The sequence below is a fragment of the Sulfuricurvum sp. genome, from assembly GCF_030691015.1.
In the GTDB taxonomy this organism is placed as follows: Bacteria; Campylobacterota; Campylobacteria; order Campylobacterales; family Sulfurimonadaceae; genus Sulfuricurvum.
This window is the reverse complement of sequence record NZ_JAUYFF010000019.1, coordinates 127,797-151,674: the sequence shown is the minus strand read 5'-3', so window position 1 is coordinate 151,674 and position 23,878 is coordinate 127,797. Positions and strand designations below refer to the sequence as shown.

Below are 23,878 nucleotides of genomic sequence, written 5' to 3'. Positions count from 1 at the left end.
GACAATTTATGGATACTTGTGATCCACAATTCTCATGAAGATGCCCCCTTGAGTCAATAATCTAAGCTACAATTACACTATTATATTCAAAAGGTTTTACTGATGCTCTCTTCTGCTTGCCAAGATACTATCCGTGCTGCCGTGTGGCTCTCAACCAAGCCCGTAGGGGAATTTCATCGGATACAAGAGATCAGCGAAGCACTTGATCTTCCTTTCCATTTTATGGCCAAATCACTTCAAAAATTGGTTCATGCCGGAATCATAATCTCTCAACGAGGAGCTGCAGGGGGAGTTACTCTCTCTCGTGATGCTTCTGAGATCACCCTACTCTCTATCATTGATGCCGTAGATGGATCAACCTTCTTTGATGCGTGCGTTCTCGGTATCGGAAACTGTGAAAGTGAAAAACCGTGCGCACTTCATTCACAATGGGATAAATGGCGTCAAGAGATGCTAGAGATGTATGACGCGATGTGTCTGAGTGAAATCACCGACGATATTCTTCAACGCAGAATCAAACGAATTTAATCCATTTTCATCGTTTGAAATTCACCTGTATGTATATATTTTAAACAACTATATGATTATATTAAACCCACACCCTCTCTTAATCTCAGATATCATTACATCTATAAAAATATATCTTAACGGTAGAATAGGTGTAACGGCATGCAATCGTCCAGTATTTCACAACTTTTTCCGTTTATTCAAAGAAATGTGCAACTATTTGACGGACAAAATAGATTCTTAAAAAAAATCATCCTCACCGGAAAAATATGCGCAATTGAACAAGCGGCAAACCTATTCTCCTTTACTGAAAAAACGATTGAAACATTCAGTAGCCTCCAAGAGGAACTTATCCCTCTGCTCATCGATGAAAATCTAAAAAAACATACCGAAGAATTACGTTCAAAAGCCCAAATAAGTATCGATATATTAATCCGGAATCTTTTTGAACGTACAGCGGATGTCGGATTTTTAGCAACAGATGAATCGATCATCACCTATCTTAAAGAGAACAAAAATCCTGAACAGCTTCGTCAGCGTCTCATCGAATATACACTGAAGTACAGTGTTTATAATGAAATAATCATTACGGATGACAAAGGAAATATTCGCCTCAACATCAACGAAAACAATGCATTAACCCATTCAGATGATCCCCTTATCACCGAAGCACTCCACTATGATGGCTATATTGAACGATATGCGCAGACCGATCTTTTTATTTCCCAGCCCAAAACGCTTTTATTTGCCCAAAGAATTGTAGAAAATCAACAAACGCTGGGGGTTCTCATCTTGTGTTTTCGTTTTGATGATGAAATGTCCCATATTTTCTCATCTTTATTGAACCCCAACGAGCACATCCTCTTTACAAACGGTAAAGACGTAATAGCCTCATCCGATCATCAACTCACATCCCTTAATGATTTTCTCCGCATAGATACCGAGGCTCCTTATGTTTACCGAAACGGATCTCTTTATGTTTCAGCAAAAACAAAAGGGTATGAGGGGTATCACGGGGCAAAATGGAACAGTATCGCCTATAAAAATGGAATCAATCATTCCCGAAATCTTCCCTCCACGGCTTCCGCTAAGATTAAATGTACCCTGAACGATAATATTCGCTCTATTATTATGAAAGCGGATGATGTTATCGAAGATCTCAGTGATGTCATTATTAATGGGGAGCTTATTGCGGCAAAAGAGCGAGTCTATGTTTTAACGCCTGTTTTGGATAATCTACGCAACATAAGTACATCGATTTTAGAAACCATAAAAGAGTCTGTTACGAATCTCGAAAATACGATTATGGAAGGGCTAGTGTTTGATGTTCAGGCATCCGCAAAATTAGCCATAAATATCATGGATCGAAATCTCTATGAACGAGCCAACGACTGCCGATGGTGGGCTATGACTCCGACATTTGAAGAAGAACTTTCTCAAGAAACCCCCGATATTAAACGTATCAGCGATGTATTGCACTACATAAACAGTCTCTATACGGTCTATACCAATCTCTTTATTTACGACACCGATTCGATGATTATCGCCGCTTCATCCGATCAAACCATCATCGGGAAAAAGGTTTCCGGAGACTATATCTCAAAAACACTCTCCAATAAAAATAGCCAAAATTATTTTGTCAGTCCGTTTGAAAACAACCTGTTTTATAACGATTCCCCTACCTACATTTACAGTTCAACTATCCGTTCTAATGGGATAACATTAGGGGGAATCGGAATCGTTTTTGATGCATACCCTCAATTTAATGCTATGCTCGAAGATAGTTTTTCAAGTTCAAAAAAAGGTTTCTCTTGCTTTATTGACCGTAAAGGAGTTGTTATAGCAACAACTCATCCCGAGATGAAATTATTACAGCAACTCCCTCTTGAGAATGAGATATTACGCTTTAACGCAGAAGAGTCTACCCACTGTTTTACCCTATTTGAAGATAAAAAATACCTTGTAGGAATAGCCCTCTCTGAGGGCTACCGAGAATATAAAACGCAAGACAACTATAAAAACGATCTCCTCTCACTAACCTTTGTCGAGTATTGATCCGTTTATAGACCTGATTTATCCTCACAGTTCACCTTTTTCTCTCTTTTTTGCAAACTCTTTTCCTATTATTTAGAAAGAACCTAAAAAGTGATTATTTTTTAATCACATAACTGTTTATATATTCGGACTTTTTACTCTACAATTATTTCAGACAAAATAGTCTTAATAAGGAGTTCCCATGAAACACTTGAATATTTTAGGAAAAGGTGCATTCGTACTATCCCTTGCTGCGTCCATAGTAATGGCGGCACCGGAGAAAAAAGATCTCAAAATCGGATTCATACCCTTGACCGACTGTGCGGCACTGGTTATCGCTAAAGAAAAAGGGTTCTTTGCCAAACACGGCTTAAATGTCGAGCTGAGCAAAGAGGCTTCATGGGCAAACGTCCGTGACAAAATGACCGTCGGTGAACTCGATGCATCGCACATGCTCGCCGCAATGCCGATCGCTACGACGCTCGGGGTGGGAAGTACCAAAAAAGATATGGTGGCCCTCATGGCACTCGGTCAAAACGGAGATGCGATTACGGTATCGAATAAGATGTATGACGCCATGATGGCCGCTGATCCGACCGCAACGAAAAAAGGCTCGGCCGTGGCTCTCAAAAAAGTGATCGCGTCTAAAACAATGGGGGTTCCTGAGTTCGGGATGACCTTTCCTACGGGAACCCATAACTACCATGTCCGCTACTGGATGGCAGCCGGTGGAGTTAACCCCGACAGTGATGTCGCGCTCAAAGTCGTTCCGCCTCCGCAAATGGTCGCCAATATGACCGCCGGAAACATCGACGGCTACTGTGTAGGTGAACCGTGGAACCAACGCGCCGTTATGGGAAATATCGGTAAAACCGTCGTCACCGGATATCAGCTCTGGCAAGATGGACCGGAAAAAGTATTAGGGGTACAAAAGGCGTTTGCCGATAAAAATCCTGAAACGACCAAAGCGATGATCAAAGCGGTCATTGAAGCGGGAATGTGGCTCGATGCTTCATGGGAAAACCGTAAAGAAGCCTCTGCTATTCTCTCAAGCAAATCGTATGTCAATGCTCCGAAAGATGTTATCGACAACTCTATGACCGGAACCTATATGTTCACCAACGGAGTCAATACCCCGATGCCGAATTTCAACGTTTTTGGAAAAAAACAGGCACTTTATCCCTACTACAGTCACGGGTTGTGGCAAGTGACCCAAATGATCCGTTGGGGGCAACTCGATAGAGCGATCGACATGAAGAAAACCGTTGAGAGCGTCTATCGCCCTGATCTGTTTGCGAAAGCGGCAAAAGAGGTTAATTATGCCCTTCCTGCAACCCCATGGAAAGTAGAGAAAAAATTCATCGACGGTGTGACATTCGATCCGAACAAATCCGTAGATTATATCTATAACGCTCCGATCAAATCGCCGAAAATCACCAAAGAAGCACTCTTAAAAGTGAATAATTGGAAAGTATCCGCGAAATAATACAAGGAGAACATTATGGTTTCAAAATACAGTAATGCCGTCCTTTTGCCACTACTGCTCTTTGGTATAGTGATCGCAATTTGGTCGGCTATTTCCGCTCAGATACCGGGGTTCCCCCCACCTAGTGAAGTATGGAGCGAACTCCTCGTCGTCCTCTCTGATCCGTTTTACAACAACGGTGCGGGAGATCAGGGAATCGCACTGCAACTGGGCAATTCACTGGCTCGCGTATTCGGAGGATTTGCCCTCGCCATAGCGGTAGGTGTTCCTGTGGGACTGCTGATCGGGATGTCTAAAAATGCGTATACGGCGTTCAATCCGTATATACAAATACTTAAGCCCGTTTCACCTCTCGCGTGGCTACCGTTGGCACTGTTTGTCTTTAAAGAGGTCAATACGACGGCGATTTTCGTCATCTTCGTCACTTCGATCTGGCCGATTATTATCAATACGGCGCTGGGGGTACGCAGTGTGAGTGAAGATTATCTCAACGTCGCACGGGTACTTCAACTGAGTCCGTTTGAGCGGGTATTTCAGATTATCCTCCCCGTTGCCGTTCCCTTTATCTTTACGGGGATGCGTCTTTCCCTCGGTATCGCATGGCTCGTTATCGTCGCGGCGGAGATGCTCACCGGAGGGGTAGGGATCGGATTTTGGATTTGGGATGAGTACAACAATCTCAACTACTCCCATATTATTATCGGGATTATTCTCATCGGAGTTATCGGGTATATCCTCGATGCGGCTATGGGGCTGATCGCCGATTTCTTTGATTACCGTAAGCGAGGACTCAAATGAGTGCAAAACCTTTTTTAAAGATCGATCATGTCGATAAGATTTTCCCTCTCGGCGGGGGGAAAGAGTATGTCGCCCTACGAGATGTCCAACTGGATATCAAAGAGAATGAGATCGTCTCCATCATCGGTCACTCGGGATGTGGCAAATCGACGATCCTCAACCTCATTGCTGGACTCGATACGATTTCAAACGGAACTATTTTGCTCGAAGACAAGCACATTCTCGCTCCCGGACCGGAGCGGGCGGTAGTCTTTCAAAATCACTCCCTCCTTCCGTGGCTATCGGTCTATCAAAATATTGAAATGGCGGTACGTAAAGTATTGGGTGAAGAGTTAAGCAGCAGTGAGATCCGCGATCATGTGATGAAATACATCCAAATGGTGAATCTCGATCATGCAAAAGACAAATACCCCGGTGAGATCAGCGGAGGTATGAAACAGCGTGTGGGCATTGCACGTGCCCTCTCCATCGAACCTAAAGTGCTCCTCATGGATGAGCCGTTCGGAGCACTCGATTCGCTCACCCGTGCCAATTTACAAGATCATTTAATGCGGATACAGATGCAAACGGGTAATACCGTCGTCATCATCACCCATGATGTGGATGAAGCGGTACTGCTAAGCGATCGGGTCATTATGATGACCAACGGCCCTGAGGCGACCATTGGAGAGATACTGGAGGTCAATCTTCCTCGTCCGCGAAATCGTTTGGAACTCCAACATAATCCAGAGTATCTAAGATGTCGTGGAGCGATTATCGAATTTCTCTACTCAAAATTTGCCAAGGAAGATGAATAATTCAATCCGTGATGGGGTTAAAAAAATCCCGACACATTTGAATAATCTTCTCTTGACGCGGTTTCCCGACTGGCTCGTTTTGCCGAATAGTATCGACACGGTCAATCAAATCTTTTATCCCATTCGGAATCAATGCGGTGAGATATTTCCGCAATGCTGAACTCACCGCAGGTGCCCGACCAGCCGTGTTGATCCCCACACACAAATCTCCTTCTACAATAAGGGCAGGGAAAATAAATGAGCACAAGGCAGGAGAATCGACACAATTGACCGCTGTTTTCGTAGCCATACACGTATGATAGATTTTCTCTTGCTCACCCAAATCATCCAATGCACCGATGACCAAAAAACGCCCCTCACAATCACTGAGTTCATATCCTCTCTCTATCAGCAAGATAGGATACTCCTCGGAAAGGGCGCGAATCTCTGGATGAATTATCGGTGCAATGACACTCAGAGCAGGAGAAAATTTTACCAATTGCTCAATTTTACGCAATGCCACCTCCCCTGCTCCTATGATGAGGCAATCTTGATCTTTTAGATCGACAAACATCGGAAAAAGAGCCATTTAAAATCCTTAGCAATGAATTGATTAAAAAATAAACAAAAATTTGTTTTTCTTATCGCTATTTTACACTATTATTTTTAAAGACAAAAAAGTCCTAATAAGGAATATCCTATGAACGGAAAATTATATTTAATCGGCTGCGGGCCAGGTGATGCCGATCTGCTGACCCTTAAAGCACTAAAAACCATTGAGAAACTTGATATTGCCCTTATTGATCATCTTCTCACCGATGAAATCATCGCACTCATTCCTGCACGAACCAAAATAGTGTTTGTCGGAAAAGAGAAAGGGAAACACAGTTTTCCTCAAGAAACGATCAACACAATGATTACCGAATATGCGCTGCAGGGGTTCACGGTAGGACGCCTAAAATGCGGTGATCCCTATATCTTCGGTCGCGGTACGGAAGAGGCAATCTATGCTTCACAAAACGCCATTGAGACCGAAGTCATTCCCGGAATTTCTTCGGCACTCTCAGGCCCGCTCTCCGCTGGAATTGCTCCGACCGCACGCGGAATCAGTACGGGTGTATCACTGGTGTCTGCCCATCTCGCAGGGGATCGGGTGAATCTTTCATGGATTCCGATGCTCGGTGTAGAAGATCACACCACCGTTGTCCTCATGGGACTGAGCCGTACCCGCCAAATACTCAAAGAGGCACTGGATCAGGGGATTGATGCTTCATTGCCCGTTGCTATTATCTCTAATGCCACCACCGCAAACCAAAGCTCCATTATCACCACTCTCGGTGAACTTATCGATGCGGCCAAAGGAGCACCGAAACCGGCTATTTTAGTCTTTGGGAATGTCGTCAATTTATCGAGTGTTCTTCCAACCTACCGTTATGAACCCAAGGAGGAATGTCATGACATCGCTCTCTCAAGCTAATGAACAGCGCAGTGCCAAGCGACATAAAACCGAATCGATCAAAGACGCTTTTAACGCCGTTGAGGCATGGGAGCGGCTGATCGGTTATTCTAAAACCGGTTATGCTTTGATCAGTGATGACGATAAAGATTTTGTCCTCAAAAGTTTCGGGGTATTCGACCGCCCTGCTACGCCTGAGCAGTTTATGATCCGTGTACGGATCGCCGGAGGTGCCCTCACATTCCACCAAGCATCGGTATTGGCCGATGTGGCGAAGCGTTTCGGACGTGACTACATCGATCTCACTACCCGTCAACAGGTTGAACTGCGATATGTATCGATTGAAGATCTTCCTGAAGCACTGAGCGCTTTAGAGAGTGTCGGACTCACCAGTTATCAAACCGGAGTCGATAATTTCCGTAATATTCTCCTCGACCCTCTCGATGGATTAGCAGTGGATAATATTATCCCAGCTAAAACGATTATGGAGCAGATTCAATCCATCTTTTTAAAAAATCCTGACTGGATTACGACACTACCTCGCAAATTTAACATCGGAATCAACGGTTCATTCTCAAATCGATGTAACATTTTCGGTCAGGACTTTGCCCTCTCCCTTGCCCAAAAAGAGGGAGAATACGGATTTAACCTCTATCTGGGCGGACGCGTCGGTTCTCTGGCACACGATGCTGATATGTTCGTCACTCCATCTAAGGCGGTAGCGGTCTTTGAAGCGGTAGCAACTCTCTTTAAAACATACGGATTTCGTGATAACCGCAATAAAAACCGTCTGAAATTTTTGATCGAAGCGGTCGGGATGAGTGAGTTTAGAAATGCGATTGAGGCGCATTTAGGTCTGGTAATGCCTAAAGCAGGTGAGAGTCTTACCCGTTTAGAAGGGGGAGATCATTACGGAAAAATCGCTCTAAATGACGGAACCTTTGCCCTCTATGCCGCTGTCCCCTCGGGAGTTTTTAGCGGGACAGATCTCTTTCATGCCGCTCATATTGCACAATCACAAGGGGGAGCACTCCGTCTCACGATCGAGCAAAACCTCATCATCACAGGAATCAGCAATGAGACCAAGGCGTTAAAGTCTCCTCTCTTTGCCAAGTATCCGAACCGTCCCTCGCCCTATATGGCAAACCTCATCGCATGTGCAGGATCGGAGCACTGTCCTTTTGGGGTCATTCCCGGAAAACCTGATGCGATTGATATGGGTGAATATCTGAGTCGTATAGTGCCTATTGAAGATGCCAAAGTACGTCTCTACTGGTCTGCATGCATCAAAGGGTGCGGAGTACATGGTGCAGGAGATTTGGGATTCGTCGGATGCAAAGTTCCTAGAAACGGTAAAACAGTACTAGGGGTTGATATTTTTATCGGAGGAACGCTCAGTGGCGAAGGGGGAGAGGGACATCTTCTGCTGAAGGGAATCGTACTCGAAGAAGCTCGTGAATTTGTCGCCGAGTTTATGCGCGAATACCGTGATCTACGGATGGCTAAAGAGAGTTTTGAACATTTTATCCACCGATTGCAAATCCGCTACAGCAACTATGCAATCGGTTTTTTAATGCGATGGAACCGTTTTATGACGCTTCAATCACTCGAAGCCATGCTCCATTTTAATCTCAAATCCCACGGAGGAAGCCACAAAGAGTGTGATGAAATCTATGCTTATGGTTTATCCCTCGTTCAATCGATTACAGGGTCTAAAGCCTATGAAGTAGAAGATCCTTTTTTAGAAGGGAAAAAACCGTTTATCTTTGATGCTAAAACGCTCGATAAACGATATCTCCCCTATAAAGAAATCATTGAAAAGATGCTCCTCCCTAACCCGATACAACGGTATCAAGTTTTTACCGAAATTGTAAACGATATTGAGAAAGTACTCCATGAAAGCGAATAACAGCACGGATACAGGATGCCCGTTTTGCGGTACGGGGTGCGCCTTAAGTGTCGAATGCAGTGATAAAGGCGTCAGAGTAAAGGGTGATAAATCCAACCCCTCTACCCTCGGAGATTTGTGTTTCAAACCGATCCAAATGGCAAAAGCGCTTGATGCCAACCGCCTCGCCACTCCGCTGTACCGATCCCGCAAAACCGATCCCTTCCGCGAAATATCGTGGGAGGAGGCAATCTGCGTTTTAGTCGATCAGATTAAATCTCTTCCCACTGAAGCCCTCTATTTTTACCTCTCAGGACAGCTACTCACCGAAGAGAGCTATCTCTTTACGAAACTGACCAAGGGATATTTGGGAACCAACAACGTCGATGCGAACTCACGATTGTGTATGGCAAGTGCCGTCGTCGCCCACAAGATGGCATTCGGAAGCGACGGAGCCGTAGGAAATTACGCCGATATTGACGATGCCGATGTCATCCTCATCAGCGGTTCCAATCCTGCATGGGCACACCCGATCCTCCATCGACGTATCTTAGCGCGTAAAAAATCTCACCCTGATACCCAAATCATCGTTATCGATCCGATCCGTACCGAAACCGCCGAGAAAGCCGATCTGTGGCTCGGACTTCGTAGCGGAAGCGATACAATGCTCTACAATGCCCTCTTGGGAGAACTGTATCGAAGGGGAACATGTGATCTGGATTTTATCGACCGCTGCAGCGAAGGATTTGAGCTAACCCTCACCGAAGCACTTAAACTCTCGTTTAGCGATGCCATTGCCTTATGCGGGCTTTCCCTCAAAGATGCTTCAACCCTTGTGGAACTTTTCGGATCGGACAAAAAAATTCTAGGACTATGGTGTCAGGGATTGAACCAAGCCGTGGATGGGGTGATGCGCAACCTCGGATTTATCAACCTCTTTCTCGCCACAGGACGGATCAACGCCAAAAAAGGGCTTCCGTTCTCTCTCACGGGTCAGCCTAATGCCATGGGAGGACGGGAAGTGGGCTACCTCTCCAACGGCCTCCCAGGGTACCGTGATGTCCGTAACCCTCAGGATCGTGAAGTATGCGAGCACCATTGGAATCTCTCCTCGAACACGATCTCTTCAGAAGTAGGGATCACTATCACCGATGCTGTCGAAGAGATTTTGCGCAATGAGATTCGTTTGTTATGGGTTGCCTGCACGAACCCGCTTTTGACCCTCCCTGATGTTGAAAAAACGACTCGTGCACTCAACCATCCCGATCTTTTTTTAGTTGTTCAGGATTGTGTACTGAGCGAAACTGCCGCTCTAGCGAACCTCATTCTCCCGAGCGCTGCGTGGGGTGAAAAAGAGGGGAGTATGACCAATTCGGAGCGCTTTATCAAACGTGTCAGAGCTTTTAAACCCATCCCTGAGGGGGCAAAAAGTGATATGAGCATCGTTTGTGATGTTGCGAAAGCACTTGGATTTTCGGGATTTGATTTTACCGAGCCCTCAGAGGTCTATCATGAGTATCAAATGCTCACAAAAAGTCGTTTATGCGATCAAAGTACACAAGAGTATGAGAGCCTCTCGTATCAGTGGGGAGGAGAACGGCTTTATACGGATGAAGTGTTTGCAACGACTTCACATAAAGCACAATTTCATCCGATCGTCTCTTCCTCTTTGCATTTAAACAAAGACGAATTTGTTCTCATCACCGGACGGACGAAACAACAGTGGCATACAATGACACGAACAGGGCATGTTCCTGAGCTTTTAAAAAATGAAGAAGAACCCTATCTTTTGATCAATGAATCTGAAGCGAATGAGAGAGGAATGAGGGAGGGAGATATCGCCGTCTTGTCCAATGAGTTGGGATCGATACACCTTCCTATCCGCTTCGGAACGCTGGCGGTCGGCCACCTTTTTGCCCCGTTTGGGTACCCGCAAGCTCCGATTAACACCCTCGTACCGACACAAAACGATCCACTCTCTTTTCAAAGCGCTCTAAAATCGGCACGCGTGCAGATAGCCCCCGCTAAAGAGGTGCGTTGGTAATGCGAGAAAGAGAGGTATTCACCTCGAAAATTCTAGATCTGATCCCTTGTACCCCGAAACTTTCCAAACGTGCCGTGTGCATTTTCAAATACTCTTCTGCCGAAGCGTGATCAACAAACAAATAGATACCGCCTGCTTCCTTCGTTGTAGGGTTCTCCGTCCACATCTTCCAAATCAGCCCGCTCTCTTGAGCTATCGATTCGGCTAGCGGACTGAAGGCTGACACCATATCCGCTCCAAAAGGGCCGGTATAGGGAAAATCAATTTGCAATAGTGTTTTCATTCAAAACTCCTGTGAATATTTAAAAGTATAACCAAAGGAGTTTTCTCATTCCATAAATAAATCTTAATGCGAATCACTTTATAATAGATAAATTTTGTGATATAAAAGATTGATGCATGATTAAAAACTTTCGAAAATCGGTACTTTCAAGATATTTGCGATTTATCTTAATTGGATTTATGCTTTTAGTCATGTCATCATTAGTCTGGAATATCATTAATGTCAATCAGCAGGTTTTGCAGCTTGCTGAACTCGAAGCCCAAACAAACCTCAATAAAGATCGGGCATTCAGGCTCTGGGCGACACGACACGGCGGGGCCTATCTTATTGTCAACGAAGATACCAAGCCTGTCGAATTCCTAGCCGACGTTAAAGAGCGCGACATTACCTCTCCCTCAGGCCAGACACTGACCCTTTACAATCCGGCCAGCATGTTACGCGAAATCATGAATGACTACTCCAATCTTTACGGAATCAAAGCCCGTATTACCGGCAAAATGTACCTCAATCCGGAAAATGCCCCTGATGCATGGGAGATGAAAGCGCTTGATGAATTGAGCCGCGGTAAAAAAGAGTTTAAAGAGGTGATTCTAAATGACGGGAACGCTTCTTTACGGGTGATGCAGCCGATGTATATGGAACAAGGGTGTATGAAATGTCACGCATGGACGGGACTCAAAGTCGGTGAACTCAGGGGGGGGACGGATGTCACCATCCCCCTTGAGCTGTTTGCCGCATTTAAAAGTAGCTCTATACAAAAATTGCTTCTGAGCCATTTTGTCATATGGGTTATCGGCTTCGGGTTCCTTTTCTTTTTGGGGCGGCGCCTGAACAGAAGCGAGCTCTCTACCCATATTCATGAGAAAAAACTGTCCATTCTTTCTTATGCCCTGCAGCAAAGTGCAAACGGCATTATCATCACAAATTCATCAGGTATTATCGAATACGTCAATCAGGCTTTTTTAACGATCAACGGTTTTTCAGAATCTGAACTCATCGGAACAACTCCGAAGAAAATGAAATCGGGGCTAAACCCTCCCGAATTGTATGAAGAGATGTGGGCAGCGATCACACAAGGATATACCTGGAAAGGGGAATTTAAAAATCGCAAAAAGAACGGTGCGATTTACTGGTGTTTCGAAACGATCTCCCCTGTTTTCGACGATAACAACAATATCACCCACTATATCGGTATAATTGAAGATATACAAGACCGCAAAACGACCGAAGAGCATATACGCCATTTAGTGAAATTTGATCCGCTCACCAATCTTCCGAACCGAAATTTTTTCCGTGACGAACTCGAAAGCAGAATCAATCAAGCCAACAGCAACGGCCAATCTTTCGGACTGCTCTACATCGACCTAGACCGCTTTAAAATGGTAAACGATTCGCTCGGGCACACGGTAGGAGATAGACTCTTGCAAAAATTGGCGGAACGTTTCACGGCCATGAATGAGCAAAATCATTTTATTGTCCGTCTGGGAGGAGACGAATTTGCCATCATAACGGCGCTTGTCGATTCCAAAAAAACGGTCGAAATATTTGCCAAAAATGTTCACGAAGCTATCAAAACGCCGTTTGTTATCGACAATAATGATATTTATATGACCGCCAGTATCGGAATCGCTCTCTATCCCCAAGACGGAGAGGACAGCGAACTGCTTATAAAAGCGGCGGATATGGGGATGTACGGGGCTAAGATCAACGGAAAGAATACCTATCTGTTCTTCGAACCGACGAAAGGGGATTTTGCCTCCGAAACACTCATCATTGAAAACGGTCTGCGAAAAGCATTGAAAAACAATGAACTTTTTCTGGTCTATCAGCCGAAATGGGATACCAAAGAAGATAAATTCATAGGGTTAGAGGTTTTAGTCCGATGGCAAAGTCCCGACCTCGGATTTATGAATCCTGGACAATTTATCTCCATTGCCGAAGAGACCGATTTGATCATTGTTTTAGGTGAATGGATTTTGAAAGAAGCTCTGAACTCTATGATGGAACTTTCAAAAACAATCGGATTCATCCCTAAATTATCGGTCAACCTATCACCGGTACAGTTTCGAAGCAATGCACTCAATACGACAATCAAAGAGATTTTGGAAGAGACTCTCTTTCCAGCTGAAAAACTTGAATTGGAAATCACAGAGGGTGCCCTTGTTAGCAATCCGAAGATGGCTATTGAGAAGATGAACGATCTCGTCAACCTCGGAATCACGTTTTCAATCGACGACTTCGGTACAGGCTATTCATCGATGTCCTATCTTAAAAAATTTCCGGTATCTACCCTTAAAATTGATAAATCTTTTGTCGATGATGTTGTTAGCGATCATCAAGACAGAGCTATTATTGAAGCAATTATCACGTTGGCTGCCTCTTTGGAGATGAAGACCATTGCTGAGGGAGCTGAAACGAAAGAGCAGGTTGATATCTTAAATTTCATCGGTTGCTATGCGATTCAGGGATATTGGCACAGCCGTCCGCTTGATTACGCCGCTTTGCGCGCTTATTTTCAAAAACTAAACTAAGCCGTCAGTTACCGTCCGCTATAATTCGTGTTATGAATACTTTCCACATCGATCCGACCCCTACTCTGCCGACACGCCGATGCCGCTTGATAGCACATATTTTGGGGTGGGGCTTAAGCTATGGAAATTATGGCATCGCATTGATCGTATGGTGGAAAAGCGACTGGTTTATCGCCATCGGAGCATTGCTGCTGGGAGTAATCGTTTTTGGAATACTCCGTTCAAAACTCCGTAATGACTCTGTTCCTCCGACTCAACGCGAAACACCTTACAATGACTACGCAATCGCGACATGGTATATGTCACGAAATCACTGTATTACCCTCCCTAAGGAATAACTTACTATGGCATTAGTCGATCTCCTCGGTGTCAGCAAACACTACGAAGCCCAAAAAATTTTAGAGAACATCAACTTCCATATCGACGAAGGTGAGCGTATCGTTATCGTCGGTAAAAACGGCAGCGGAAAATCAACTTTGATGAAAATCGTCCACGGTTCTCTCGATACCGACGGCGGTGAGCGGATCAACCGTCAGGGGATCGAGATCAAAATGCTCTCCCAAGTCCCCAAGTTTGATCCCTCTCATAATGTCCGCGAAGCAATCGAAGCGGGTTTAGGGGAACTGAAATCGGCAAAGGTACGTTTTGATGAGATTTCAGCTTTGCTTGCTGAAGAATTTGATAACGCCTCACTCCTTGATGAGCAATCGCATTTGACCAATTTTCTCGATCACCACAATGCATGGAACCTCGATGACAAAATCGAGCGGGTAATGCACCACTTTATGCTCAAAGAGTATGAGACAAAAAATGTTGAGCTTCTCAGCGGAGGGGAACAGCGACGTGTCGCCCTCGCCTCGCTACTCCTTCAAAAACCCGACATACTGCTGCTGGATGAGCCGACCAATCACCTCGACGTCTACATGGTCGAGTTTCTCGAAGAGCTGATCCTCAAAGAGAAATTCACCCTCCTCTTTATCTCGCATGATCGTTACTTCATCGATCAGATCGCCACCAAGACGATCGAGGTCGAAGATTGTACATTGCGAGAGTTCAACGGTGGCTACAGCAACTACCTCGAACAAAAGCAGGAATTGCTTCGCACTATGGCGCAACAGCATGACAACCTCCTAAAACTTCTAAAATCTGAAAACGAATGGCTCCGTCGTGGGGTAAAAGCGCGACTAAAACGAAACGAAGGGCGTAAACAGCGGGTATTGCAACTGCGCGAAGATGCCAAAAACAACCCGAGCCGCATCCGTAAAATGAAACTGGAACTGGAGCGGGAAGCAAAACATTTCAACCGAGGCGAAGGGGTTAACCGCCAAAAGATGCTTTTTGAGATTGAACACCTCGGGCTCACCCTCGGAGACAAACTCCTGATCAAAGATTTCTCGACACGGATTTTGCAAAAAGATGTCATCGCCGTCGTCGGTCCCAACGGAAGCGGTAAATCAACCCTTCTCAAAGCACTTCTAGGGCGTCTTAAACCGACAAACGGGATTATAAAGATAGGAGAACTCACCATCGGCTATTTCGATCAGCACCGTGAGATGCTAGACGATAATCTCAACCTCATCGAAACCTTCTGTCCTCACGGCGGAGACCGTGTCGATGCTCAGGGGCAAGATTACCACGTTTACGGCTATCTCAAAAACTTCCTCTTCCCGCGAGAGTTTCTCGATAAAAAAGTGGGAGTCCTCAGCGGCGGAGAAAAAAACCGTGTCGCCCTCGCTCTGCTCTTTACTAAAAAAGTGGACTGTCTGATTCTGGATGAACCGACCAACGATCTCGATATTCCCACCATCAATATTCTCGAAGAGAAACTCCAAAACTTCCCCGGCGCCGTTATCCTTGTCAGCCATGATAGATATTTCGTCGATAAGATCGCTAAAAAACTCTTCATCTTCAAAGGAGACGGGTCGATAGAGGAGAGCTATAAACCTTACAGCGAATATCTCGAAGACGAAAAAGAGCTCAGTGAAATGGATGCGATGGAGGCCGAATTTGCCAAATCCGCAACCACGACGGCAGTAGTGCAGAACGAAAAACCGAAAGTATTCAAACTCACCTTCAACGAACAGCGTGCACTCGAAAAACTACCCGCTGAAATCGAAACTCTCGAAGCCAAAATCGATGAGCTGAACGCCTCTCTCGCCGATCCGAAAAAATACGAAAAAATAGGGATTAGTGTTTTGGCAGAAGAGTTGGAAAAAACGAAAGCTCTCTATGAAGAAAAAGTGGATGAGCTTTTAACGATTGAAGAGAAAGCGGAAGAGATCGAAGCACTCAAAAAGGAGGCTTAACGCCCCCCTTTACCTCCACCCATTCCACCGCCCATGCCTGAGCCCATACCGCCCCCTTGCATCATCCCCTGACCTGAACCTTGATTTTTCATTTTCGGAGTACGGTTTTCCGGTTTGCTCATGAATTTCTCATTCTGTTCTTTACTCATCGATTGCTGGCGGGTCATAAGTTCATTATGAAGCGCTTCACGCTCTTGCTGAGTTGTTATAGTTCCCCGTTTTTCCAGAAGCTCCTCCGTCTTCATCTCTTTAAAACGGTTTTGAACCTCTTGTTGAGCCTCTACACGTTCTTGATTCATAGCCGGCATCTGTGCACTTGCAATAGTAGAGAGTAAAGCCGTAGACGACACGATCGTAAGTAACATTTTCATCGGAAACTCCTTTGAGTAGTTTCGACTATTGTAATACTATTTTATTAATAATGTGTTAATCCGTCTCGATCTCAATCTTAAATTTATCATTCATATATTTTCGCGCTTCTTCATCGCTCATGGTAGAGGATTGTAGCAATGCATTTTGGATTTGAACCATACTCAACTCTTTTTGGTTCTTACCTTCGAGAGTAATCTCTTCTATTTCCCCTTTGAGCATTTGAATCATCGCACGGATCAAATCTTTTTCGACCACACCCGGAGTATTCGGCACATCAGCTTCAAACCGTTTAGCAATCGCTGTATTAATCGCTTTTGAGGCTTTTTCTTTATCGTTCAACTCTGAGGGTCTAAGCGCAAACTCTTTTAAGAAAATCGCTTGTTCCTCTTTTTGTAACGTATCGGTAAAACTTTTGACCGACTCATACGTGACATCCGATATAGCACGATTTTCTACTTTGAGTGCAAATTCTTCCAATATCATCGAATCGGGAGCCGCGCTTGATATTTCACGCGCACTCATCGAAAATTCCATCGGCATAATGGCATTGTCGATACGGAACTGATCGATTTGGAGCTGCTTAATATGCATTGAATTCCCCTCGACCTCTCCATGGAGTGCTAAATTGATCGTCTTTAGCTTAGTGAGTGTACTTTGTTGAAACGCATTACTCACATTTTGGGCAATCATCTGTCCGATAATCGGTTGAGGGAGCGCTACGTCATCAGCTTCTATATCGATAGAAGCTTCAACATTTTCCCCTTTTCCGAAGGATTTAAACTCTGCCAATTCTTCTACATTACCCAGACGAAGGGAACCTATACTGAGCTGTTCTTGCCCCATTACCGAAAATTTTATGGCTTCTATCTCACAATCGGTTGCAATGATTCCACCGCAATCGATACTCTTATAGCTCATCTCTCCGCCGATCAATACAAGACTCTCTTGATAGGCGCCGATTGCTTTGACCAGCTCCTCTTTTACCTGTTCATTCTTATAATGGGCTAATGCACTTGTCCCTACGACTAACACCGCCGCAGCAAGGGAGAGATGAAGTTTATATTTTTTATAAAATGGTTCGTTTGTATTTTCTTCTACTATCGGTAATTCTTCGTTCACGCGTTCCCTTATTGTATGTAATCAACGACTTTAGAGAGGGTCGTAACCTCTTTGATAAAACGTACCACTTCCAGATGAGCAGGATGGGTCGCATAAACGTCCAATGCAGCCTGTTCCTCAAACTGTGATACCAATACCAAATCAAACGATCGCTCACTTCGGCTGATATCGATCCCCACTTCCATTGAGTGGAGCGTATTTATTTTTGAAGGGAGGGATTCGAGCATGCTTTTCACACGTGCCATATTAGCCTCTTTATTCTCTTCTTTAAACTGAAACATCACAATGTGTACTAACATACTCTCTACCTACCTTTCTATTAAATCTTTTAAACTTTGACGAGGCGATTTCCCCTCCAAAATTGCGTACACTTCTGCCGCGATAGGGAGATAAATACTACGTGCCAATGCTATCTCATGCAAAGCATACGCCGTTCCTATCCCCTCGCTCACTTCACCGATCTCTTCACAGACTGCTTCTTTTGTTTTTCCAATCGCTAAACCCAACCCTACTCGATAGTTACGCGACATCGAGGAACTCGCCGTTAAAAACAGATCTCCCGCACCGCTGAGACCTAAAAAGCTCTCCTGAGTCCCTCCGTATGCCCGTCCGAAACGCTCCATCTCGACAAGTCCACGTGCGATCAAACTGGCCGCCGCATTATGCCCTAGATCAAGTCCCTCACAGATTCCCGCAGCGATAGCGATAACGTTTTTATAGGCTCCCGTAATCTCAGCCCCGATAACATCACTACTCGTATAGGTACGGATAAAAGAGGGAAAAAGATTAGCAATCGCACCCGCTGTCTCTGAAGATACAGAATTCACCACAAGTGCCGTAGGAAGAGAGCGCATTACTTCACTCGCGAATGAAGGACCCGATAAAAAGGCGATATTCTCCGCAGGAACATATTCTCCGTAAATTTCATTTAAAAACCGCCCGCTGGAGGCTTCAATCCCTTTTGCCGCAACAAGAATTTTCTGTCCGTTATAGACAAAATTTTCCTTTAGCCACTGAGCGATCTGCTGTGCGGGAACCGTAATAATAAGATACTCACACGCAAGTACTTCGCCCAGAGATCTGAAATTTGACCAATCACGAGGTGTTCGTGAAGTAATAATCACCTCGTTTTTTTCAGACATGGCAAAGGCGAGAGCTTCACCCCATTTGCCTGCTCCGATTACCCCGACTTTATTCATTTAACCACTCCCATTGCTTCAGACAATGCCTCTATGCTGTCTTCGTATCCGACAACCACTAAAACATCATCAGGGTCGATATGATGGTGATGCCCTTTCGAGGTAAAACTAAACGTTGCAGAGAGTTGATGATCGACGATGGCGAGGACAAGAATATCAAATTCTTCCCCCCAATCGATCTCATGCAGATGCTTTCCGACTAAAAAACAGTTCTCCGGAACCGTGATTTGTGCAATTTTTAAAAATGACTGCTCGTACAAAATATCGTGCAGTACTTCGGTCACGGTCGGCTTCTCTAGCATCTCAGTGATAATATTGGCGGTAATCTGCTGTGTTGCCATTACTTTGTTGGCACCGGCACTTTTCATCTTTGCTGCACTCTCATGATCTGAAGCCAATGCAATGATGGGAAGATTTTCGAAAATCGAACGAAGCGATATCGTAAGAAAAACATTCTCGGCATCTTTGTCCAATGCACAGAAAATAATCAGACTATTCGGATCAAATTTCTCCTCAATTAATTTCCAATCTTCCCCTAAATCAAACAGTGCCGCTTCAAAGCCCGCCGCTTTTGCCGCAATTTGCTCTGATTCATTCATGACAAAAACAGAGAAAGAGGGATACTCAGGAGCTATTTGTAGAGCTATTTGTTTCGCATATTCGTTAAAACCGAATACAATCGCACTTTGATAATTCATCGTCTTTTTTTCCTCCGCATCAAGGACTTGAACTCATCAATCAATGAGCGGGTACCCACTACAATAGCAACATCACCCTCTTCCACCAAAAGAGAATTGGATGGGTTAAAGAAAAACGATTTACTCGATTGTTTATAAACACCAAGGACGATGAGCCGCTTGTGAAACATAGTGAGCCTTGTCGTCTCAAAAAACTGATTTGCCATAAGAGTGTCCAAAACAATCTCTTCGATAAAAACACCGCTGTTTTCAGAGCGCAGTGCATGAATAACCTCAAACGCTACCGGTCGTCCACTCACCTCTTTAGACATCAATCCAATCAATTCTTGTGTGTAGACGATCTCATTGATCCCTGCCAATGCAAGTTTGCGGCGATTTTCATGATGAAGCAAAATTGAAAGGAGCGGCACACTTTTGGATATTTCACGAATGGTCAATGCCGTGTAGACATTCAAAACATCGCTCTCCTCCAGCAATAGTGCTGCAATCACTTGCGTTTCAAAATCAATCCGAATCGTATGATACGAGTGGAGAGATGCAGGATTATGCGTAAGGGCTAAAAATCCCTCTTTTTGCGCTTCGGTAACTTTTTTGTGATTACTCTCTAAAATAACGACCTGTTTACCGGTTTTTAAAAATCGGTGGGCAACTTGTGCCGCTAAAGGGGTATAGCCACAAATGAGATAAAACTGATCAATTTTGGAGACATCATCGATCAGCTTATCTTCTTTAATCTCATCGAGTTTTTCGGTAAATGCCGATACGACGATTGAAGTGGCAAAAGAGATAACCGCGATCCCCGCCACAATAATCACCATCGCAACCGTTCGCCCCTCACTGGTTACAGGGACAAAATCACCGTATCCAACGGTAAAAATGGTTACGACAGACCAATAAACCGCTTCAAATAGGGTATTGATCGGAGAGGCGGGATTATTTGCTTCCATAACGTAAATGAGTACGGATGAAACAGTGATAATTACACCGGCGAACATTCCCAGCGTAAGAAATTCAAATTTTTTGGACGAAAGGATAGAGACAAACTGCTGTAAACTTTTGGTGTAGCGAAAAAGCTTGAATACCCGAAAAAGGATAAAGACCCGCAACAACCGCATCTCATGAAAAAACGGCATAATGGCGAGTAGATCGATGATAGCGGAAGGGGAGAAAATAAATTTCGTTTTGGTCAAAATAATATGATGTAATACGGTTAGTATCTTGAACGGACGTTGTAAAAAGAGGTCGTGTTCATACTGTTCGATAATTGCTTTAGAATTATCACTGTAAACCCAAAGGCGGAGTAGATATTCGATCAAAAAGATAACCGAAATGACGTAATTATTAAAAAAAAGCCAATCAGGTTTTACTTCATATTTAACATGATGTACGAGAATATAAACACTAATAACGATCAATATCATCATCGTGTAATCAAAAAACTTTTTATAAGGATAATTGGAATTTTCTAGAAGATTATAGATAAATTTTTTGAAATACCTATAGTTCGGAGATGCATGAAGGAAAAAAGCTATCCCTACAATCCATCGACTAATCATCTCCACCCTTATTGCGCTAGTTTAGATTGGAGGATATCGTTTAATGTATTCGGATTTGCCGAACCTTTAGATGCTTTCATCGCTTGGCCGACGAAGAATCCGAAGAGTTTGTCTTTTCCTGATTTATACTCGGCTACTTTATCAGTGTTTGCGGCGAGGATTTCATCGATCAATGCTTCAAGAGCACCCGTGTCACTCACTTGTTTAAGCCCCAGTTTTTCGATAACCGCATCGATATCCCCGCCATTTTCGAGGAGGTAATCGAGAACCTCTTTCGCCGCTTTACCACTGATGACGCTCTCTTCGATCCGCTTGACGAGAGTTCCGAGCATTACCGCACTGATCGGCGAAGTTGAGGGGCTCATACCGCCGCTCAAACGCCCTTGAAGTTCAACCGTGAGCCACGTTACCGCATTTTTAGCACTGATTCCCTGCTCTAACATCGCTTCAAAATAGTGTGCGGTTTCAAGTTCTGCCGTAATAACCGCCGCGTTATAGTCGTTGATTCCGAACTCACTCACGAAACGCTCTTTTTTCGCATCGGGGAGTTCCGGGATATTACAAACATCGGCATACATTGCATCATCCACGATCACTTTGAGCAAATCGGGCTCAGGAAAATAACGGTAATCCGCCGCTTCCTCTTTACCGCGCATCGAGCGGGTCTCTTGTTTCACTTGGTCGAACAAGCGGGTCTCTTGAACGATCTCGCTCTCATAAGTACCGTCTTCCCATGCTTCTTTCTGACGCGCTACTTCGAGTTCGATTGCCCGCTGAATAAAGCGGAAACTGTTGATGTTTTTGATCTCGACGCGGGTGTAGAGCTTCTCATCACCGCGAGGGCGGATAGAGACGTTAACGTCAACGCGGAACGACCCCTCTTGCATGTTCGCATCAGAGATATCGATATAACGGACAATCGAGTGGAGCTTTTTGAGATACGAAATCGCATCTTCGGCAGAGCGCATATCGGGTTCGGAAACGATCTCAAGCAACGGCGTCCCCGCACGGTTTAGATCGACTTTTGAGATAGCACCGTCATGGATATTTTTCCCCGCATCGGCTTCGATATGCGCGCGGTTGATACGGATCATTTTATGGCTTCCGTCTTCGAAATCGATAACGAGTTTCCCGTGTTCGACAACCGGCGTGTAGAGTTGGGTGATCTGATAGGCACTTGGGCTATCGGGATAAAAATAACTCTTACGGTCGAAGAATGAAGTGCGATTGATCGTCGCTCCGACGGCCGTACCGAACATCCCCGCTTTACGAACTGCCTCTTTATTAAGGACAGGCAATGCACCCGGAAGGGCTAAACATGTCGGACACGTGTTGGTATTTTGTTCGTGGTTAAAGCTGGTAGGGCATGAGCAAAAAAGTTTAGACTGGGTATTGAGCTGGACGTGAACTTCCAAACCGATAATGGTTTCAAACATTTGAAAAATTCCTTAATTTATATAAAATAGCGGATAGAGGCAAAGCCGTAAGCACCGCACTCTTCAACCGCTTTTATCTGCTCTTGGGTCGTAATCCCACCCAACGCAAAAATAGGTACTCTTATTTTATCCACTATTTCTTTTAAATCCTCTAAACCCTTGGGTTCACCCTTCTCAGGAGAGAAGAAAATCGGACTATAGGTGATAGCATCGGCACCGAGTTCTTGTGCACGTTTTGCCTCTTCGTGGCTATGGGTACTTATGACGACATACAATCCCAGTTTTTTTGCCTCTGCTATATCGTCAAACTGCGTCGAGGTTAGATGTACCCCATCCGCTTTCAATTCATGTGCAAGAAGATAATCACCGTGCAATAGAACGCGAAAGATATGATAACTCCGCGACACCGCGACAAAAGTTTGGGCAAGATCACGGTAATGAGTCGTTTGTTTGTCTCGAAAGAGGGCAAAATCGGGGAGTGTGTGCGAATAGATAACATCGAGTGATGATTCGAGTCTATCAGGCGTAGTGCCGTAAAACGTTGGATCGGTGATAAGGTAGTGTTTCACATCAAAACCTTACACTGATGGGTATAGTAATTTCTATATATTCTTTTTTAAACTCTTTTGGAATTGGATGTAATTTTGGCAAACTACTCATATTATTCATTACCGCTTGATCAATTTGATCATCTTTTGATGACTCAACAAGATGAATATTTTCTAAACTACCATCGGGCATCAATCTAAATCCAATTTTAATAATTCCATCTTTTCTACCACTCTCTAATTCTTTTGGAAAATGAAATTTTGCTTTTTCAATCGATTTGCCTATGTAATAAAGATAATATCGTCCTGCTACAGTAATATTACGTTCCACTCCTTGCCCATTCAACTCCATTAAAGAAGCTTTATAGATTGCTTCGGGATTGACATATCCCCCAGCTGTAGTATAGTTTTTATATGCTAATTCATACTCTTTTTTTGCATAATATATATCACCGACATTTTCAAATTTCAAAGCATACATATCAGGTACACATTTGAATTCAAATAAATACCCTCTCTTTTTATATGGAACTTTATTACATTGAATTTTATAAAATGAAGAGGCTTTTTTATAATCTTTTCGAATCAAATCAATTTCTTTAATACAGCTTTCATCATGTTTTTTTGCACAACCTTTTTCATAAAAGTAAAACATATTGTTTGTGCTATTGTATTCGTCACTTTTCGAATAATATTGCCCTAATTCATAACAAGCCGCCCCGTTACTATTTTCATTACACTCATGTGTTTTGATATCAATATCAGTTGAATTTTCATCTGCATATACCGTAAAAAATACAACTAGCAATATGACTACAACTCGATAAAAAATCATTTTAAA

Annotated in this window: 22 protein-coding genes; 11 read left to right on the top strand and 11 right to left on the bottom strand. The window is 44.1% G+C overall.

Annotated features, from left to right (window positions below; all coding sequences use genetic code 11):
- Nucleotides 1–102: 102 nt before the first annotated feature.
- The 5 genes from Q8O20_RS11595 (at nucleotide 103) to Q8O20_RS11575 (ending at nucleotide 5,622) form a co-directional block, all read left to right on the top strand.
- Nucleotides 103–528, top strand: coding sequence for an Rrf2 family transcriptional regulator (locus tag Q8O20_RS11595; RefSeq protein ID WP_305531315.1), 426 nt, complete (start codon nucleotides 103–105; stop codon nucleotides 526–528).
- 141 nt (nucleotides 529–669) lie between these two features.
- Nucleotides 670–2,562 carry a hypothetical protein gene (locus Q8O20_RS11590; RefSeq protein WP_305531314.1) on the top strand — a complete coding sequence of 631 codons (1,893 nt, stop codon included), beginning with the start codon at nucleotides 670–672 and terminating at the stop codon, nucleotides 2,560–2,562.
- 181 nt (nucleotides 2,563–2,743) lie between these two features.
- Nucleotides 2,744–4,027 (top strand): CmpA/NrtA family ABC transporter substrate-binding protein, encoded by a 1,284-nt coding sequence (locus tag Q8O20_RS11585; protein ID WP_305531313.1) that lies wholly within the window; start codon nucleotides 2,744–2,746, stop codon nucleotides 4,025–4,027.
- A 15-nt stretch (nucleotides 4,028–4,042) separates the two neighbouring features.
- Nucleotides 4,043–4,825, top strand: coding sequence for a nitrate ABC transporter permease (gene ntrB, locus Q8O20_RS11580; protein ID WP_305531312.1), 783 nt, complete (start codon nucleotides 4,043–4,045; stop codon nucleotides 4,823–4,825).
- On the top strand, nucleotides 4,822–5,622 hold the full coding sequence (locus Q8O20_RS11575; RefSeq protein WP_304739916.1) for an ABC transporter ATP-binding protein: 801 nt from the start codon (nucleotides 4,822–4,824) through the stop codon (nucleotides 5,620–5,622). Before ntrB ends, Q8O20_RS11575 begins: the two co-directional genes overlap by 4 nt.
- 1 nt (nucleotide 5,623) lies before the next feature.
- Here Q8O20_RS11575 and Q8O20_RS11570 read toward each other — a convergent pair whose 3' ends face one another.
- Nucleotides 5,624–6,190 carry a bifunctional precorrin-2 dehydrogenase/sirohydrochlorin ferrochelatase gene (locus tag Q8O20_RS11570; protein WP_305531311.1) on the bottom strand — a complete coding sequence of 189 codons (567 nt, stop codon included), beginning with the start codon at nucleotides 6,188–6,190 and terminating at the stop codon, nucleotides 5,624–5,626.
- A 111-nt stretch (nucleotides 6,191–6,301) separates the two neighbouring features.
- Here Q8O20_RS11570 and cobA point away from each other — a divergent pair, with 111 nt between their 5' ends.
- Genes cobA through Q8O20_RS11555 form a run of 3 tightly spaced genes read left to right on the top strand, consistent with a single transcriptional unit; the run spans nucleotide 6,302 to nucleotide 10,989 of the window.
- Nucleotides 6,302–7,078 (top strand): uroporphyrinogen-III C-methyltransferase, encoded by a 777-nt coding sequence (gene cobA, locus Q8O20_RS11565; RefSeq protein WP_305531310.1) that lies wholly within the window; start codon nucleotides 6,302–6,304, stop codon nucleotides 7,076–7,078.
- Nucleotides 7,056–8,966, top strand: a complete 1,911-nt coding sequence (locus Q8O20_RS11560; protein WP_305531309.1) for a nitrite/sulfite reductase — start codon at nucleotides 7,056–7,058, stop codon at nucleotides 8,964–8,966. Before cobA ends, Q8O20_RS11560 begins: the two co-directional genes overlap by 23 nt.
- Nucleotides 8,953–10,989, top strand: a complete 2,037-nt coding sequence (locus tag Q8O20_RS11555; RefSeq protein ID WP_305531307.1) for a molybdopterin oxidoreductase family protein — start codon at nucleotides 8,953–8,955, stop codon at nucleotides 10,987–10,989. Before Q8O20_RS11560 ends, Q8O20_RS11555 begins: the two co-directional genes overlap by 14 nt.
- Here Q8O20_RS11555 and Q8O20_RS11550 read toward each other — a convergent pair.
- Nucleotides 10,970–11,272: a monooxygenase gene (locus Q8O20_RS11550; RefSeq protein ID WP_305531305.1), complete on the bottom strand. Its 303-nt coding sequence runs from the start codon at nucleotides 11,270–11,272 to the stop codon at nucleotides 10,970–10,972. The two genes, Q8O20_RS11555 and Q8O20_RS11550, sit on opposite strands and share 20 nt — an antisense overlap.
- Before the next feature lie 191 nt (nucleotides 11,273–11,463).
- Between Q8O20_RS11550 and Q8O20_RS11545 the strand changes: the two genes are divergently transcribed.
- Genes Q8O20_RS11545 through abc-f form a run of 3 tightly spaced genes read left to right on the top strand, consistent with a single transcriptional unit; the run spans nucleotide 11,464 to nucleotide 16,109 of the window.
- Nucleotides 11,464–13,803 (top strand): EAL domain-containing protein, encoded by a 2,340-nt coding sequence (locus Q8O20_RS11545; RefSeq protein WP_305531303.1) that lies wholly within the window; start codon nucleotides 11,464–11,466, stop codon nucleotides 13,801–13,803.
- Nucleotides 13,804–13,835: 32 nt separating this feature from the next.
- Nucleotides 13,836–14,141 carry a hypothetical protein gene (locus Q8O20_RS11540; protein ID WP_304739928.1) on the top strand — a complete coding sequence of 102 codons (306 nt, stop codon included), beginning with the start codon at nucleotides 13,836–13,838 and terminating at the stop codon, nucleotides 14,139–14,141.
- A gap of 6 nt (nucleotides 14,142–14,147) precedes the next feature.
- Entirely contained in the window at nucleotides 14,148–16,109 is a 1,962-nt protein-coding gene (gene abc-f, locus Q8O20_RS11535; protein WP_305531301.1) for a ribosomal protection-like ABC-F family protein, read from the top strand.
- Here abc-f and Q8O20_RS11530 read toward each other — a convergent pair.
- The 9 genes from Q8O20_RS11530 to Q8O20_RS11490 are packed head-to-tail and all read right to left on the bottom strand — an operon-like array spanning nucleotide 16,106 to nucleotide 23,872.
- Nucleotides 16,106–16,480 carry a hypothetical protein gene (locus tag Q8O20_RS11530; protein WP_305531299.1) on the bottom strand — a complete coding sequence of 125 codons (375 nt, stop codon included), beginning with the start codon at nucleotides 16,478–16,480 and terminating at the stop codon, nucleotides 16,106–16,108. The genes abc-f and Q8O20_RS11530 overlap by 4 nt on opposite strands.
- 55 nt (nucleotides 16,481–16,535) lie before the next feature.
- Entirely contained in the window at nucleotides 16,536–17,600 is a 1,065-nt protein-coding gene (locus Q8O20_RS11525) for a hypothetical protein (protein ID WP_305531297.1), read from the bottom strand.
- Nucleotides 17,601–17,608: 8 nt separating this feature from the next.
- Complete coding sequence (locus tag Q8O20_RS11520) at nucleotides 17,609–17,899, bottom strand: Dabb family protein (RefSeq protein WP_304739936.1); 291 nt, start codon at nucleotides 17,897–17,899, stop codon at nucleotides 17,609–17,611.
- 9 nt (nucleotides 17,900–17,908) lie between these two features.
- The gene (locus tag Q8O20_RS11515; RefSeq protein WP_305531294.1) at nucleotides 17,909–18,799 is read right to left on the bottom strand and encodes an NAD(P)H-dependent glycerol-3-phosphate dehydrogenase; all 891 of its coding nucleotides are present in this window, start codon (nucleotides 18,797–18,799) and stop codon (nucleotides 17,909–17,911) included.
- Nucleotides 18,796–19,497 (bottom strand): NAD-binding protein, encoded by a 702-nt coding sequence (locus tag Q8O20_RS11510; protein ID WP_305531292.1) that lies wholly within the window; start codon nucleotides 19,495–19,497, stop codon nucleotides 18,796–18,798. Before Q8O20_RS11510 ends, Q8O20_RS11515 begins: the two co-directional genes overlap by 4 nt.
- The gene (locus Q8O20_RS11505) at nucleotides 19,494–21,053 is read right to left on the bottom strand and encodes an ion transporter (protein WP_305531290.1); all 1,560 of its coding nucleotides are present in this window, start codon (nucleotides 21,051–21,053) and stop codon (nucleotides 19,494–19,496) included. The genes Q8O20_RS11510 and Q8O20_RS11505 overlap by 4 nt, the downstream gene beginning before the upstream one ends.
- Before the next feature lie 8 nt (nucleotides 21,054–21,061).
- Nucleotides 21,062–22,489 (bottom strand): Asp-tRNA(Asn)/Glu-tRNA(Gln) amidotransferase subunit GatB, encoded by a 1,428-nt coding sequence (gatB, locus tag Q8O20_RS11500; RefSeq protein WP_305531289.1) that lies wholly within the window; start codon nucleotides 22,487–22,489, stop codon nucleotides 21,062–21,064.
- Nucleotides 22,490–22,506: 17 nt separating this feature from the next.
- On the bottom strand, nucleotides 22,507–23,058 hold the full coding sequence (locus tag Q8O20_RS11495; protein ID WP_305531288.1) for a thiamine phosphate synthase: 552 nt from the start codon (nucleotides 23,056–23,058) through the stop codon (nucleotides 22,507–22,509).
- 1 nt (nucleotide 23,059) lies between these two features.
- Nucleotides 23,060–23,872, bottom strand: coding sequence for a TonB family protein (locus tag Q8O20_RS11490; protein ID WP_305531286.1), 813 nt, complete (start codon nucleotides 23,870–23,872; stop codon nucleotides 23,060–23,062).
- Nucleotides 23,873–23,878: the final 6 nt, after the last annotated feature.

Bases quoted from the DNA above. Each gene is read 5' to 3' on its own strand.
- Q8O20_RS11595 (WP_305531315.1), top strand. From the start codon at position 103: ATGCTCTCTTCTGCTTGCCAAGATACTATCCGTGCTGCCGTGTGGCTC.
- Q8O20_RS11590 (WP_305531314.1), top strand. From the start codon at position 670: ATGCAATCGTCCAGTATTTCACAACTTTTTCCGTTTATTCAAAGAAAT.
- Q8O20_RS11585 (WP_305531313.1), top strand. From the start codon at position 2,744: ATGAAACACTTGAATATTTTAGGAAAAGGTGCATTCGTACTATCCCTT.
- ntrB (WP_305531312.1), top strand. From the start codon at position 4,043: ATGGTTTCAAAATACAGTAATGCCGTCCTTTTGCCACTACTGCTCTTT.
- Q8O20_RS11575 (WP_304739916.1), top strand. From the start codon at position 4,822: ATGAGTGCAAAACCTTTTTTAAAGATCGATCATGTCGATAAGATTTTC.
- Q8O20_RS11570 (WP_305531311.1), bottom strand. From the start codon at position 6,190: ATGGCTCTTTTTCCGATGTTTGTCGATCTAAAAGATCAAGATTGCCTC.
- cobA (WP_305531310.1), top strand. From the start codon at position 6,302: ATGAACGGAAAATTATATTTAATCGGCTGCGGGCCAGGTGATGCCGAT.
- Q8O20_RS11560 (WP_305531309.1), top strand. From the start codon at position 7,056: ATGACATCGCTCTCTCAAGCTAATGAACAGCGCAGTGCCAAGCGACAT.
- Q8O20_RS11555 (WP_305531307.1), top strand. From the start codon at position 8,953: ATGAAAGCGAATAACAGCACGGATACAGGATGCCCGTTTTGCGGTACG.
- Q8O20_RS11550 (WP_305531305.1), bottom strand. From the start codon at position 11,272: ATGAAAACACTATTGCAAATTGATTTTCCCTATACCGGCCCTTTTGGA.
- Q8O20_RS11545 (WP_305531303.1), top strand. From the start codon at position 11,464: ATGTCATCATTAGTCTGGAATATCATTAATGTCAATCAGCAGGTTTTG.
- Q8O20_RS11540 (WP_304739928.1), top strand. From the start codon at position 13,836: ATGAATACTTTCCACATCGATCCGACCCCTACTCTGCCGACACGCCGA.
- abc-f (WP_305531301.1), top strand. From the start codon at position 14,148: ATGGCATTAGTCGATCTCCTCGGTGTCAGCAAACACTACGAAGCCCAA.
- Q8O20_RS11530 (WP_305531299.1), bottom strand. From the start codon at position 16,480: ATGAAAATGTTACTTACGATCGTGTCGTCTACGGCTTTACTCTCTACT.
- Q8O20_RS11520 (WP_304739936.1), bottom strand. From the start codon at position 17,899: ATGTTAGTACACATTGTGATGTTTCAGTTTAAAGAAGAGAATAAAGAG.
- Q8O20_RS11515 (WP_305531294.1), bottom strand. From the start codon at position 18,799: ATGAATAAAGTCGGGGTAATCGGAGCAGGCAAATGGGGTGAAGCTCTC.
- Q8O20_RS11510 (WP_305531292.1), bottom strand. From the start codon at position 19,497: ATGAATTATCAAAGTGCGATTGTATTCGGTTTTAACGAATATGCGAAA.
- Q8O20_RS11505 (WP_305531290.1), bottom strand. From the start codon at position 21,053: ATGATTAGTCGATGGATTGTAGGGATAGCTTTTTTCCTTCATGCATCT.
- gatB (WP_305531289.1), bottom strand. From the start codon at position 22,489: ATGTTTGAAACCATTATCGGTTTGGAAGTTCACGTCCAGCTCAATACC.
- Q8O20_RS11490 (WP_305531286.1), bottom strand. From the start codon at position 23,872: ATGATTTTTTATCGAGTTGTAGTCATATTGCTAGTTGTATTTTTTACG.